Source organism: Arthrobacter sp. HMSC08H08, assembly GCF_001807575.1.
Lineage (GTDB): Bacteria > Actinomycetota > Actinomycetes > Actinomycetales > Micrococcaceae > Pseudoglutamicibacter > Pseudoglutamicibacter albus.
Genome location: NZ_KV789371.1, coordinates 111,836 through 125,448 on the forward strand (window position 1 = coordinate 111,836; position 13,613 = coordinate 125,448).

Below are 13,613 nucleotides of genomic sequence, written 5' to 3' on the forward strand. Positions count from 1 at the left end.
GGAGGGTTTGAGTGTCAGCGCGTGCACGCTGCGCTCAGAACACGTCCTTAGCCTGGGTAGACCTCGCGGAGCAGGCGTGCTGCCTCGGATGGGGTCTTGCCGACCTTGACGCCGGCGGCTTCGAGGGCTTCCTTCTTGGCCTGCGCGGTGCCGGAGGAGCCGGAAACGATCGCGCCTGCGTGGCCCATCGTCTTACCCTCTGGGGCGGTGAAGCCTGCGACGTAGCCGACAACTGGCTTGGTCACGTTCTCCTTGATGAACTCTGCAGCGCGCTCTTCAGCGTCACCACCGATTTCACCGATCATGACGATCGCCTTGGTGTCTGGGTCGTTCTCGAACGCTTCGAGGGCGTCGATGTGGGTGGTGCCGATGACTGGGTCGCCACCGATACCGATTGCGGTGGTGAAGCCGAGGTCACGCAGCTCGTACATCATCTGGTAGGTGAGGGTACCGGACTTCGATACCAGGCCAACACCGCCTGCGCCGGTGATGTTAGCCGGGGTGATGCCCACGAGCGATTCGCCTGGGGTGATGATGCCTGGGCAGTTAGGGCCGATGATGCGGGTCTTCGGCTTACCGTCTTCGCCCAGCTTGGTCAGGGAGAGGTTGTAGAACTCTGCGGAGTCCTGTACCGGGATGCCCTCGGTGATGACAACCAGCAGACCGATTTCAGCCTCGATGGCTTCCTCGGCTGCGTCCTTGCAGAATGCCGGTGGGACGAACGCGATGGAGACGTTCGCGCCGGTCTCTTCCATTGCTTCCTTGACGGTGCCGTAGACGGTGATTTCCTTGTCACCGTGGGTCACGACCTGGCCGGCCTTGCGCGCGTTGACACCGCCGACGATGTTGGTGCCTGCGGCGAGCATGCGTGCGGTGTGCTTTGCGCCCTCGGAGCCGGTGATGCCCTGGACGATGACCTTGGAGTCCTTGTTAATGAAGATCGACATGAGTTTTCTCAGTTCCCTTTTCTCAGGCGTTGGCCAGCTCGGCTGCCTTGTCGGCGCCTTCGTCCATGCCCGTGGCCATGGTCACGAGCGGGTGGTTAGCCTCCGACAAGATGCGGCGGCCTTCTTCAACGTTGTTTCCGTCCAGGCGGACAACCAGTGGCTTGGTTGCCTTGTCGCCCAGGATTTCGAGGGCCTTCACGATGCCGGATGCTACAGCGTCGCACGCGGTGATGCCGCCGAAGACGTTGACGAACACGGACTTGACCTGTTCGTCGTTGAGGATCACGTCGAGGCCGTTAGCCATGACCTCTGCGGAGGCGCCGCCACCGATGTCGAGGAAGTTAGCTGGTTTCATGCCGCCGTGGTTCTCGCCTGCGTAGGCGACGACGTCGAGGGTGGACATGACGAGGCCGGCACCGTTACCGATGATGCCTACCTGGCCGTCGAGCTTGACGTAGTTCAGGCCGAGTTCCTTGGCTTTCGCTTCGAGTGGGTCTTCAGCCTTCTCGTCGACGAGGTCTGCGTGTTCTGGCTGGCGGAACTCTGCGTTGTCGTCGAGGGAGACCTTGCCGTCGAGTGCGAGAACGTTGCCGTCAGCGTCGGATACGAGCGGGTTGACCTCAACGAGGGTTGCGTCTTCCTTCACGAAGACGTCCCAGAGCTTCTGGATGACTGGAACGACCTTGGCGGCGGTTTCAGCGTCGAAGTTGGCCTTCTCAACGATCTCCTGTGCCTTGGCTTCGTCGATGCCCTTGGTTGGGTCGACTGGAACCTTAGCGAGGGCTTCTGGGCGCTCTACTGCGAGCTGCTCAATTTCCATGCCGCCCTCAACCGAGCACATTGCCAGGTAGTTGCGGTTTGCGCGGTCCAGGAGGATCGAGAAGTAGTATTCGGAGGCGATGTTCGCGCCCTGGGCGATCATGACGCGGTGGACGGTGTGACCCTTGATGTCCATGCCCAGGATTGCCTTGGCGTGCTCGTAGGCTTCGTCGGCGTTCTTTGCGACCTTGACGCCGCCAGCCTTACCTCGGCCACCCACCTTGACCTGAGCCTTGACGACGGTGACGCCGCCCATCTTTTCGGCTGCGGCCTTGGCTTCCTCAGGGGTGGTCGCGACTGTACCGGCGAGCACGGGTACGCCGTGCTTTTCGAACAGGTCGCGCGCCTGGTATTCAAACAGGTCCACGGTGTTGTCCTCTTCCTATAAGAAGTGTGTTTCGGCATCGGCACACAGAACCTCAGGATCCGTGATCTTGTTAGATTCTTATGCCGATGGTGCAAGGCCGGCGTGGCCTTGCTTGGCGCTACGGCGTGCGCCACCACTCTTCAGGATACCGCGTGCCGGCCGCCTTGTTCAGCCCGGTGGTGATGCGCCTCACAATAGGGTGTTTTCGCGGGCTTAGGCTTTGCTCAGTGGCGCGTAGCGCAGCAGGAGTCGTTTCTCTCCTGCGGTGTCGAACACTACGGTCGCCACGGTCTTAGGGCCTTGCCCCGCAACGGCTTTGACCGTGCCGTTTCCGAAGGTCGCGTGGATGACCTTCTCGCCTGGCGTGAGTTCGAGGATTTCGCCGTCGCCGGAGGGGTTTGCGCCCGATGCGGCCCGCGGCTCGTATGGCCGCCCGGAGTTGGTCACGGGTGGGCCTGCCGCGGCTTGTTTTCCGTTTGATACTGGGCCTGTACGTAGGGTGTGTGGTTCTGGGTCCCCACTCATGCGGCCGCGGTTGCGGCCGGCTCCTGGCACTGCCCAGCTTGCGGTGTCGGAGCCCCAACGGTTGCTGTAGCGGCTGGTTGCGAAGCCGGTTCCGCCGACGGGCGTGCGGGTCGTGCCTTCGCGTTGCCAGTCGAGGAGTTCGTCAGGGATTTCTTCGAGGAATTGGCTGGCCGGATTGTATTGGGCTTGGCCCCACATCGAACGGTATTCGGCGCGCGTAACATAGAGCCGCTGGCGGGCTCGGGTGATGCCGACGTATGCGAGCCGGCGTTCTTCTTCGAGCTCTTTGGGGTCTGTGAGGGAGCGCTGATGCGGGAAGATCCCGTGTTCCATCCCAGTGAGGAACACAACCGGGAATTCGAGGCCTTTCGCGGTGTGCAGGGTCATGAGGGTGACCTGGCCTTCCGCGGCGGCGAGCGCGGCCCCTTCGGAGTCGTCGGGTTGATCCGGGATCGAGTCGGCGTCGGCTACCAGGGAGACCTGTTCGAGGAACTCTGCGAGGCCGTCTTCTGGGTGTTCCTTTTCGAAGTCCCTCACTACGGCGACGAGTTCTGCGAGGTTTTCTACGCGGGATTCATCTTGCGGGTCGTATGAGGTCCGCAGGGTGTGCAGGTAGCCGGTCTGTTCGAGTACCGCTTCGAGGGCGGCGGTGGGGCCGGAGCCTTCCGCGACGGTGATGAGTTGCTGCATCATCTCGGTGAAGGCACGTACCTGGTTGAGTGAGCGGGTCGCTATCCCGGGTGCTTCATCGGCCCGCAAGAGCGCCTCCCAGAATGGGATGCGGTCGCGTTCGGCGAGCGCCGCTACAGCGCCTTCGGCGCGGTCCCCGATTCCTCGTTTCGGTTCGTTGAGGATGCGGCGTAGCGATATGTCGTCTGCGGTGTTGACCAGAACCCGGAGGTAGGCGATCGCGTCGCGGATCTCTTTGCGGTCATAGAAGCGTGTGCCGCCTACTACGGTGTAGCGGATGTCTACCCGCATGAGTTGTTCTTCGATCGAACGGGATTGGGCGTTGGTGCGGTAGAAGATCGCGACGTCGCCGGGGCGGATGCCGTCTTCGTCGGAGAGCCGCAGGATCTCATCGGCAATGAACTTCGCCTCTGCTTGTTCGGATTCGGCGACGTAGCCGACGATTTTCTCGCCGTCACCCAACGCGGTCCACAAGGATTTATCTTGCCGTTGTGAATTGTGGGAGATCACGGCGTTCGCAGCACCCAGGATGTTCTGGGTTGAGCGGTAGTTCTGTTCCAGTTTGATGGTCACCGCATCGGGGAAGTCTTCTTCGAAGTCCCGGATGTTACGGATGTCGGCGCCGCGGAACGCATAGATCGACTGGTCGGTATCGCCCACAACGGTCAGTTCAGCGCCCTCAACTGGGGACTCGCCCGCGGTAAGTTCGCGGATGAACGCGTACTGGGCGTGGTTGGTGTCCTGATACTCATCGACCAGGATGTGGCGGAACCGGCGGCGGTAGGAATCACGGATCTCGGGGAACGCCCGCATCAGGTACACCAGTTGTGTCAGCAGGTCATCGAAATCGAATGCGTTGGCTTGTTTGAGGCGCGCTGCGTATTCGGTATAAACCTGGGAGACCGCTTTTTCGAACGGGTTGTTCTGCTGGATCATGCCCGCGTAATCCTCTGGATCCACGAGCTCGTTCTTGAGTGCGGAAATCTTGTTCTGTAGAGCCTTCGGCGCGAACCGTTTAGGGTCCAGCTCCAGGCCTTTAGCGATCATCGTGATTAGTCGCAGTGAATCCTGGGCGTCATAGATGCTGAAGCTGGACTTCATGCCCAACGCTTTGGCTTCCCTACGCAGGATGCGCACCGCTGTGGAGTGGAATGTGGAGATCCACATGTTCTGTGCCCGCTCCCCCACGATCTGCCCGACGCGCTCCCTCATCTCCGCTGCAGCCTTGTTGGTGAATGTGATCGCGAGGATCTCACCGGGGCGTGCCTCACCTGTAGCGAGAAGGTGCGCGATGCGGTGAGTCAGCACGCGCGTCTTCCCGGAGCCGGCGCCCGCCACGATCAGCAGCGGCGCACCCCGGTGGAGGACCGCGGCTTTTTGTTGCGGATTCAGGCCGTCCACGAGCGCATCAGGCGATACGCGTTGCGCGGGCTGTTGCGCGGAACGGGTGGCGTGGGAGGAACCGAAAGGATCGAAGAGGGCATCCATAGCGCTTCTAGTCTAATGATGCGGACTGAGCCTTCGCCCGCGGCGTCGCCCATAATAGAAAGCATGTCCCGTAAACGTCGTCGCCCGAGCCATTCCCCTGCCCGTAAGAATGCCCCTGCGCCCCAGCGTTCTGCCGCGAACCACAGCCCTCATGGCGCTGATCCCAACGACACACGCAATAACATGAGCCCGCGTTCGTTTGTGATCGCGCTCGTCGTGGCCGCCGCCGTACTGACGTGGTATTTCCACGGGAACACCTTGCCTCAACTGCATCAGGCTGTTGGAACGGTCCTGCCTGATCATTTGTTCTGGTTTGATACGGCAACCGTGGATGGCATCCGTTCTGCGATGAACAAGGACCACCATGTGCTGCTCTCGGGCGCACACATGGCAGCGGGCACGCTGTTCACTGTTTTCGTAGCTGCTGCAGGCGCCGCCGTAGCGGCACTCGTGGGGCCTGCGAACAAAGCCATCAAGCAGACACTGATCTGGGCGTGCCTCGCATTCATCCCGGTCAGCATCGCAAGCCACATCATGATCGACGAAATGCTCTCAGCAACAGGGTCCACACTGGTGACCGCGACCGCCGTGATCGGCCTCATCCGTTGGGTACTGTTAGCTGTCATCACCGTCTGCGTCATCGTGCTGCCGGTGGTGTGGTTTATCACCGAGTTCCGTAAACGCTGGAATGACCCGAACTATGATGGCGCGCAGTAGGCGCTAGAATGAACAAGGCGTGTTGTCGCTTCCGTGCATCACGATGCGTACGAACACGTAAGCCTCTGTAGCTCAGATGGATAGAGCGTCCCTCTCCTAAAGGGAAGGCCGTGGGTTCGAATCCCGCCAGGGGCACCAAATAGTCGCAGCACTAAGCGTTGCGGCACTAAGAGTCGCGGCACTGACATCCGACGGCACTGACAAGTGGCGCGACTGTTGGCGCGACCGATTCCGCAACCGCTTGCACCGCTCAGCGCGTTTGCCTGTTTACCGTTTTGCGGTGAACGTGCAGCGTGGCATGAGTCCCGCATCGAGCACTACACAAGCAGCACCTAGTGGGGCGATCCCTGGGCCGAGCTCGGTCGGCACAACCTCAACCGGCGCCCCGACTACGCCTTCGGCACGGGAGCGGACTTGTTCGGCTACGCCTTCCCCGTAGTCTTTGCGGACGTGTTCCCACAGCGGCCCGGAAACAACCACTTTGTCTTGATCGAGCAGGCCTACAATCTTGCCAACGCAGTCGCCGATCAGCGTTGAAAGGTGCTCCCGTACACGTTTCACGGCTTCCGAGTCGTTCGAGGCGTCAGTGATCTGCGCCAACAGAACCTCTGCTTCCGCATACGGCGGGGTCCCTTCCAACTCTGGCAGCTCGGCACCTTCAGATGCGAACAGCCGCTTCAATGCTGGGGGTTCAAGGTTGATGTAGAGGCAGTTGTTGGCCCCACATTTAGGGCAGGTCTCTTCTTGGGTGTATGGGACTTCCAGGTGGGTGAAGTCCCCGGCGTTTCCGCGGTGCCCCACCACCACGTGGTGGTCAGAGACGAACCCGGCGCCGAGCCCTGCACCAACATAGACGGTCATGAAGTGCGAATCTGTACGTCCGATCCCCACCCAACGCTCCGCTACGGTCGCAGCAACCATGTCTCGGACGAGGTAGACCGGGCAGTTGAGTGCATCTTTGAGGGGTTCAACGATCGCGTAACCGTCGTCCCAGATGTACGGGTGGTACATCACGCCGGTCTCTGTGTTGATGTAACCGGAGGATGCGATTCCCACGCCGAGTAGCTTGTCCATCCCGAAGCCGGTTGCCTCCAGCATTTCGGCAATGTGCTGCTGTACTTCAGCCACCTGCACGTCCACGGAAGCCCAGTTCTCCCCGAAAGGGTCCCGGCGCTGTGTGAGGACCTCACCATGGAGGTTGATGAGCACCAACTCGACTGCGGAGAAATCTACGTGGATCCCGACGGCGATGCACCGGTCCGGTACGAGCTGTAGCTTGGTGCGGGGCTTGCCCGGGCCGTGGATCACACGGCCGGATTCTTGGGCCCAGCCGTCATTGATGAGCCGGCGCACCACGTTGGAGATGGTTTGCGCGGATAAGCCTGTGCTTTCTGCGAGTTCTACCCGCGACACACCTTCGTCGGTAGCGCGGATGGCGGCTAGGACCATAGCCTGGTTAAAGTCCGCAATGCGGCTCTGACCGTTCGCTGGACTCATTAGAAACCATTCTCCTTCATGCCCGTGTGGCCATGGCATCGACTCATATGACATCGACACATCAAGATTCTATTAACAAGCCAATCACTGTTTCAGCCGTCCGGGTACTTGACACGTCCGGGCGGATCCTTTTAGTTCGTAAAAAGGGTACGTCTAAGTGGATGCAGCCTGGCGGTAAGCCTGAACCCGGCGAGCAACCTGTTGAGGCTGCAGTTAGGGAGCTGAGCGAAGAGATCGGCTTGTTCCTCCCCCAGTCTAGGTTTACACACCGGGGTGTGTGGCAAGGCTGGGCCGCGAATGAAGCAAATACTCCATTGATAGCTTATTTGTTTGATGTTGATTATGTCGAAGATGTCGATGGCTCGGTGTGTGCGGATGCGGAGCTCGCGGAGATCGCGTGGCGGGATCCGGCCGAAGCGCTTGAAGATATGAGCATTGCTCCTCTTTTGCGTGAGCATGTTCTTCCACGGATTGTTAACAGCTAGGCACGAGGTCGCCAAGTTCTATGCACGTGAACGTCGGTTGAGGGCAGCGCCTAGATTTTTGGTTTAAACGCCGGAAGGGACAGAACCTTTTTCAGGTTCCGCCCCTTCTCGTTTAGGTATTGTTACGGCCTTCGCTGTTATAGCTTCGTGGGCCGTTCAGCTTGAGCCTCTTAGCCTACGCGGTAGTAGCCGCTGAGTGGGCCGTATGGCGAGTTAGCTGGGCGAATCACGGTGCCAACCTTAGGGTTCTGGGCGCCGATGACCTTGCCGTTACCGATGTAGATAGCAACGTGGTTGTTGCCGTTCTGGAATACGAGGTCGCCCGGCTGCGGATTGGATACGCGCTTGAGCTGACCGGATGCGAGCATCGCGTGGGTCGAGCGGCCCTGCAGGTTGATGCCGTGCTGTGCGTAGACGTAGCGGACAAAGCCGGAGCAGTCCCAGCCAGCTGGGGTGTTGCCGCCCCAAACGTATGGCGCACCCTGGTAGGACAGTGCGGTTGCTGCGATGCCGGAGGAAGGCTTCGGGGTCGAGTCGTCTGCCTTGGTGGCCTTAGGCGCAGGAGCCGGTGCGGCTGGAGCTGCGGTGCTGCCGTTGGCGGTGGTCTGTGCCGCGTAGTCAGCTTCAGTCAGGCCGTTCTCGTCGCGAGTCTGGGATGCCGAGGACTGGTTGGATGCAGCCTGGCTGTTACGGGACTGGTTTGCCGAACCCTGAGTGTTGTTGGCCTGGCTAGCCGAGGACTGAGTCTCTTCGGTGCTTGGGGCTTCTTCCTCAACAACTGGGGCTGGGGTTGCCTTTACCTTGACAGTTGCGACTGGAGCAGACTTGCCCTGAGCCTTGACCGCAGCGACGTCAGCTGGCTTGACAGCCGAGGTGCGCTCGATGTTGAGGGTCTTGTTCGCTTCAGGGGTCGCTGCTGCTTCGTCCTGCTTGCTGGCGTTCGCGCCGGTTACGCCGAGGGTTACAACGAGACCGCTCGCTGCAGCAACGACTGCTGCCTGGCGACCCATTGCACCTGCGTTGGACGCAACTGCACGGCTAAGAACCTCGAATGAGCTAGCGGATACGGCCGCGCGGTGGCGTCCCTTGTCAATACGCTTGGTCACTTCTAAATTACCTCTCCCTGTGCCTGCGGAGTGAGCTGTCGGGTTCGAGAGGGAGTCTCTCGGCGGTTTCCCGCTTTACCCCTAGGAGCGTCTTAGCCCCAAAGTTTGGTTCCCCCGCCACTGCCTATGAGTGTTCGGTTTGTTTAAGCCCGGGGCAGTGTTCGGCTCCGAGCTGTTGTCGAGTCGATGTCTCTACCCGACTTTCATAACAATACTGCATCGTTATTGAATTGTCACATTTTGATCACGGGTTTGTGATCACAGGGCTACAAGAGCCCTATTCTGGCCTGCCAACCCAGCTGGCTGGGTTAGTGAATTCTCCGTCGACAATGACTTCGTAGTGCACGTGACAAGCCGTTGAGTTGCCTGTGCTGCCGGCCAATGCGATCACATCGCCGGTATCCACCTTGTCGCCTACCTTCACCTTGAAGGAAGTGTTGTGGCTGTACGCCGTTTCAAGGCCGTAACCGTGATCAATCGTTACGCGCATGCCAGAGTGGCCTGCGGATTCAGCCTGAACCACGGTTCCCGGTCCGGTTGCATATACCGGCTGGCCGCAGCTGGTCGCATAGTCCTGACCTACGTGGCCAACGATGCGCCCGCTACCCCATGGGTCCGGGCGGTTACCGAATGGCGACGTGATGCGGACTGGGTTGACAGGGTGGGACAAGAGTCCCTGCCGCTGTTCGGTGGTCAGGTTGCTGGCACCACCGGCAGCTTCAAGGATTTCCGCCAGGGTCTCCGGAGCCACGGCCTGAGCCTGTACATGCGCGAAGGTCTGCGGCACGGTCGGTGCGGTGACGTCACCGACCTTTGGAAGCGTTTGCGCTGTTCGCTCTACGCTGAGTTCACTGTTCTTCTGTGCGCTGTGGTTTGGCATAACCAACAGTGCGACCAGGCCGGCGGACGCTGCGGCCACTGCGGCGCGTTGCGGAATGTTGCCGATTGCGCCGCTGTAGTCGTTCAGCTTGCGGGCTGCGCGTGCGTTCTTAGAGCGGCGTGCGCTGCGGGGTTCAAAGTCGCGGATGTTCGATGCGGCAGGTACTGCGCCGCGGGGCCGTGCGAGATGCCCAGGCGCGACGCGTTCTGGCGTGCTTGGCGTAACGCGCTTTGGCGCGCCTGAAGTAGCGCGCGTTGGCGTGCTGCTGTTCCGCGCGGGGGTGCTGTGCACCCGGGTGACTGCCATGGCGCGGACGGGGCGCGGAGCTTCCGCCTCAGCGTCGAACATGGCTTGCAGTGCGCGCGCTTCGAATGCTTCCAGCGCGGCTCCCTTTGGGGTGAACCCGTAGCGGGACGAGCCTGTGAAGCGGCGCGCCTCGTTTGATTTCATGATGGGCGCTTTTTTAACCGGTATCGCTGCGCGGCGCGCCCGGCGCCTGGTCGGCGTCAGCGTGGCCTGCTGATGCATGCAGCACTCACCTTTTCCCTTGAGGAGGTTTGCGGGGGTGAATTTAGGACTTCCCCCTGGCTCATCATCGTAACGATTTTCGGCAAAAGTTACAATTTGATAACAAAGCGGGAAGCCTGCGCCGATTTAGACCACGCTTATGCAAGCGCTTCGCCACCAGCAGACCGGTATCACCCGAAGTATTAAGTGTGACGTTACCCGGCCGTTATAGCAGCGAGCTGTGAAGCTACTGTGCTACGAAAATGTGTGCTGAAACTTCCGGTGGAAGCTCTAAAGCACCTTCCACGCCATCGACGCGCACCACAATGTAATCCTCTTTGGTGTCTGCGCTGATGCGTGCCTGCGGTTTGATGCCACCGTCACGCAGTTGCCCCATTAGGACCGGGTCAACCTGGAGGGTTTCGGCGAGCGCCAGGACCTCCCCTTTATATGTGCCGGAGTCTGCGACGGCTTTCTCCAGGTTGGTCCCTGGGATGTGCGACTCGCCTTGATCTGTTGCTTCTGGGATGCGGATTCCGTATGGGGAAACGGATGGGTCATCGAGGATTTCTGCGATGCGTTCTTCCACACGGTCACTCATGACGTGCTCCCAACGGCACGCTTCTTCATGCACGAATTCCCAGTCAAGGCCGATCACGTCAGCTAACAGCCGTTCGGCGAGCCGGTGTTTACGCATCACGGAGATCGCGCGTTCGCGGCCCAGTGGGGTGAAGGTGAGATGCCGGTGCTCGTCCAGCAGTAGGAGGCCGTCGCGTTCCATGCGGGCAACGGTTTGGGACACAGTTGGGCCGGAGTGGCCTAAACGTTCAGCGATGCGCGCACGCATGGGTGGGATGCCTTCTTCTTGAAGTTCCAAAACCGTGCGCAGATACATCTCTGTTGTATCGATGAGTTCTGACATGCCGTGCAACTGCTCCTTATGCATTAGCCCACCACACGCGTTTGCCCACACGCATGTGGTGGCGTTACCTCACAGGCAATGGTGAGCGTCTCCAACCCGCCACCAGGCCCCGCGGGGCTCTCATGTATTAAACCCTAGTCCGTTTCCGCTTCCCAGCAGTGCTTTCGTTTTCGTTTCCGATGTCGTTAAATGAACTAAACCCAGTGTGGAGGTGGAGAAAGAGATGGAATATTCGACCGGACTGAAAATCTTCATCGCTGCCTGCTGTGCTTTCGGTTCCATTTTCACTGGAGCGAACGGCTTGCCTTTAGTGGCCGTGGCGGCCGCCGCCGGCGCAGTGTTGGCGGGAGTCTTCGCCATAGCGGAGGTTGCCCGCAACTCCCCCACACGAGGTTTTGCCGTGGGTGTTGCCGCGTCCGTGTTTTCGGTGCTGGCGGTTGGTTTTGTCCTCACAGCCGCTGAGACTGTCCCTCACTGGGCCACTGCAACCCTGGGAATCCTCAGCGCTGGGCTATGGGGTCTTTTAGCTGTTGTACATAAAGTCACCAAGCCGGACACCGCATCGGGCGCTGATCAACCTGCCTGAGACATGAAGCGGCCTGAGTCATAAAGCTGACCAGAACCCGGGGAATCCAGCTGGGATGCGAGAGACTGAAGGAACACGGTTTCGGCTGCCAATCGAAACTGACGTTCCCGAGCTAGGAGTATGAGTGAGCGAGTTTCCCCGCATCCCTGCAGACATGATTCCTGTTGATGGCCGTTTCGGCGCTGGCCCGTCCAAGGTGCGTGATGCTCAGGTTCAGGCCATTGTTGATCATAAGGACCTATTGGGGACGTCGCACCGGCAGGCGCCGGTGAAGAACCTTGTGAAGTCGGTCCAGGAGGGTGTCGCGCAGCTCTTCTCTATCCCTGAGGGCTACCAGGTGGTGTTGGGGCTCGGTGGCGCTACCGCGTTTTGGGATGCCGCCGTGTTCGGTTTGGTTGAGCGTAAGGCCCAGCATTTGGTGTTCGGGGAGTTCGGTGGCAAGTTCGCTTCCGCTACCCAGGCGGCGCCGTTCCTGGAGGATTCTGAGGTGATCGAGTCGGAGCCCGGTACGGTCCCGGAGGCTCAGGCCTCGGACGCCGATGTGTACGCGTGGCCTCATAACGAAACCTCAACTGGTGCCGCGGCTGGAGTGAAGCGTCCGGCAGGGATCTCAGAGGACGCGCTGCTGCTTGTTGATGGCACGTCCGCGGCCGGTGGCTTGCCGGTGGATGTCAAGGAAACTGACGTCTACTACTTCTCGCTGCAGAAGAACTTCGGTTCCGATGGCGGCCTGTGGGTTGCGATCATGTCGCCCCGCGCGCTCGATCGTGTGGAGCGGATCGCTGAGTCTGGCCGTTGGGTTCCCGCGTTCCTGAACCTCAAGACGGCCGTGGATAACTCGGCGAAGAACCAGACCTATAACACGCCTTCGCTTCCAACGTTGGTGTCTTTCGATGCTCAGCTGAAGTGGATGAATGAGAACGGCGGCTTGGATTGGGCTACGGCCCGCACCGCTGAGTCAAGCCAGATCATCTACGACTGGGCTGATTCCCACAGCCTCGCGAACGCGTTCGTTGAACGGGCTCAGGACCGTTCGCAGGTGATCTGCACCATCGACTTCGATGATTCTGTCGACGCAGCCTGGCTCGCTAAGGCTCTGCGCGCCAACGGCATTGTTGACACGGAACCGTACCGCAAGCTGGGACGCAACCAGCTGCGTATCGCTACGTTCGTCAACGTTGAGCCAGAGGATGTCCGTAAGCTCACCCGAGCCATCGACTTCATCCTGGAGAACCGCTAACCCGAGGTAGCTAACCTTTTTAGGATTTAAACGTTGTTGGGGCGAGGATCTTCCTCGTCCCAACAACGTTTAACACTGCAGCTATTGGTTCAGTGTCCCGCGTTACCGTTCACGGGTACCGAAAACCTGGTGCCTAGCTTTTCTTGTTGCTCCGGTGGCCACGGCGGCGACGGCGCCGGCGACGACGCTGCAACGCTTCGCGACGAGCCGCACGGTTCCCTGGAGCACCACCGGCTGCCTTGCCCGTAAGGTCTTCTTCAACGTCCGCATCGCCGGTCGCGTCTTCAGCAGCTGAGTCTTCTTCTGCCTCAACTTCCGCATCGGCCACATCACTGTGTGCGCGGCGTGGAGCATCATCCGCGTCGTCTCCAGTTTCGCTGGCGCCTTCATCGGCCTCAGCCCCGTGTCGCGTTTGCTCTTCAGCCTCTTCGGCTTCCCGCTTAGCGGCTTGCTCCTCTTTATACGCGCGCATCCGTTCTTCCCACGGAACCCAATCCGGCGCCAAAAGAGCCCCGTCGCCAGGAACCAAGCCAGACTCATTGACGGTGGGGGTCTTCCCGCGGGGTGGACGGGTCAACGTCACGTACCAACGCCAACCCACATAGCCGTCCTGGGTGCATTCAAAATAGTGGGTCACCACGCGGGAATCTTCCGCGACCGCCTCCAGGTGTTCGCCCACAACCGTTTCAGGCTCGTGTTCAAGCAACGCGTCGCGGGCCTGCGTTTTGGCTTCCGCCAGCACCGAATCGAGTTTCGGTTTACGGGCCACGTTTCCTCCTTAGCGTCACACGGGATCCGGATGGCCGCGTGTGCACAACGTTCTTGACTTTTAAGCCT

At 60.2% G+C, this 13,613-nt stretch carries 12 protein-coding genes, 1 tRNA gene and 1 riboswitch; of the genes, 5 read left to right on the forward strand and 8 right to left on the reverse strand.

What is annotated here, in order from left to right; genetic code table 11:
- Positions 1-47: 47 nt before the first annotated feature.
- The 3 genes from sucD to pcrA all read right to left on the reverse strand — a co-directional run bounded on the left by sucD (position 48) and on the right by pcrA (position 4,836).
- Complete coding sequence (gene sucD, locus HMPREF3175_RS00490) at positions 48-947, reverse strand: succinate--CoA ligase subunit alpha (protein WP_070490084.1); 900 nt, start codon at positions 945-947, stop codon at positions 48-50.
- Positions 948-969: 22 nt separating this feature from the next.
- Positions 970-2,133, reverse strand: a complete 1,164-nt coding sequence (sucC, locus tag HMPREF3175_RS00495; protein WP_035754873.1) for an ADP-forming succinate--CoA ligase subunit beta — start codon at positions 2,131-2,133, stop codon at positions 970-972.
- Positions 2,134-2,346: 213 nt separating this feature from the next.
- Positions 2,347-4,836 carry a DNA helicase PcrA gene (pcrA, locus tag HMPREF3175_RS00500; protein WP_070490086.1) on the reverse strand — a complete coding sequence of 830 codons (2,490 nt, stop codon included), beginning with the start codon at positions 4,834-4,836 and terminating at the stop codon, positions 2,347-2,349.
- A gap of 63 nt (positions 4,837-4,899) precedes the next feature.
- Here pcrA and HMPREF3175_RS00505 point away from each other — a divergent pair, with 63 nt between their 5' ends.
- Entirely contained in the window at positions 4,900-5,553 is a 654-nt protein-coding gene (locus HMPREF3175_RS00505; protein ID WP_035754871.1) for a hypothetical protein, read from the forward strand.
- 61 nt (positions 5,554-5,614) lie between these two features.
- Positions 5,615-5,691, forward strand: a tRNA-Arg gene (locus tag HMPREF3175_RS00510).
- Between the two features lie 129 nt (positions 5,692-5,820).
- Here HMPREF3175_RS00510 and HMPREF3175_RS00515 read toward each other — a convergent pair.
- Complete coding sequence (locus HMPREF3175_RS00515; RefSeq protein WP_070490088.1) at positions 5,821-7,050, reverse strand: ROK family transcriptional regulator; 1,230 nt, start codon at positions 7,048-7,050, stop codon at positions 5,821-5,823.
- Between the two features lie 32 nt (positions 7,051-7,082).
- Here HMPREF3175_RS00515 and HMPREF3175_RS00520 point away from each other — a divergent pair, with 32 nt between their 5' ends.
- Positions 7,083-7,535, forward strand: coding sequence for an NUDIX hydrolase (locus tag HMPREF3175_RS00520; protein WP_232219245.1), 453 nt, complete (start codon positions 7,083-7,085; stop codon positions 7,533-7,535).
- A gap of 170 nt (positions 7,536-7,705) precedes the next feature.
- On the opposite strand, the gene HMPREF3175_RS00525 is transcribed toward HMPREF3175_RS00520, so the two are convergent.
- The 3 genes from HMPREF3175_RS00525 to HMPREF3175_RS00535 form a co-directional block, all read right to left on the reverse strand.
- On the reverse strand, positions 7,706-8,641 hold the full coding sequence (locus HMPREF3175_RS00525) for a C40 family peptidase (protein WP_070490090.1): 936 nt from the start codon (positions 8,639-8,641) through the stop codon (positions 7,706-7,708).
- Between the two features lie 6 nt (positions 8,642-8,647).
- Positions 8,648-8,791: riboswitch (cyclic di-AMP (ydaO/yuaA leader) on the reverse strand.
- Between the two features lie 127 nt (positions 8,792-8,918).
- On the reverse strand, positions 8,919-9,971 hold the full coding sequence (locus tag HMPREF3175_RS00530; protein ID WP_176745099.1) for a M23 family metallopeptidase: 1,053 nt from the start codon (positions 9,969-9,971) through the stop codon (positions 8,919-8,921).
- A 304-nt stretch (positions 9,972-10,275) separates the two neighbouring features.
- Positions 10,276-10,950: a metal-dependent transcriptional regulator gene (locus tag HMPREF3175_RS00535; protein ID WP_070490094.1), complete on the reverse strand. Its 675-nt coding sequence runs from the start codon at positions 10,948-10,950 to the stop codon at positions 10,276-10,278.
- A 223-nt stretch (positions 10,951-11,173) separates the two neighbouring features.
- Between HMPREF3175_RS00535 and HMPREF3175_RS00540 the strand changes: the two genes are divergently transcribed.
- Positions 11,174-11,536 (forward strand): hypothetical protein, encoded by a 363-nt coding sequence (locus HMPREF3175_RS00540; protein ID WP_035754866.1) that lies wholly within the window; start codon positions 11,174-11,176, stop codon positions 11,534-11,536.
- Between the two features lie 154 nt (positions 11,537-11,690).
- Positions 11,691-12,776 carry a phosphoserine transaminase gene (serC, locus tag HMPREF3175_RS00545; protein WP_218078861.1) on the forward strand — a complete coding sequence of 362 codons (1,086 nt, stop codon included), beginning with the start codon at positions 11,691-11,693 and terminating at the stop codon, positions 12,774-12,776.
- A gap of 133 nt (positions 12,777-12,909) precedes the next feature.
- On the opposite strand, the gene HMPREF3175_RS00550 is transcribed toward serC, so the two are convergent.
- The gene (locus HMPREF3175_RS00550; protein ID WP_052048268.1) at positions 12,910-13,545 is read right to left on the reverse strand and encodes a DUF3027 domain-containing protein; all 636 of its coding nucleotides are present in this window, start codon (positions 13,543-13,545) and stop codon (positions 12,910-12,912) included.
- Positions 13,546-13,613: the final 68 nt, after the last annotated feature.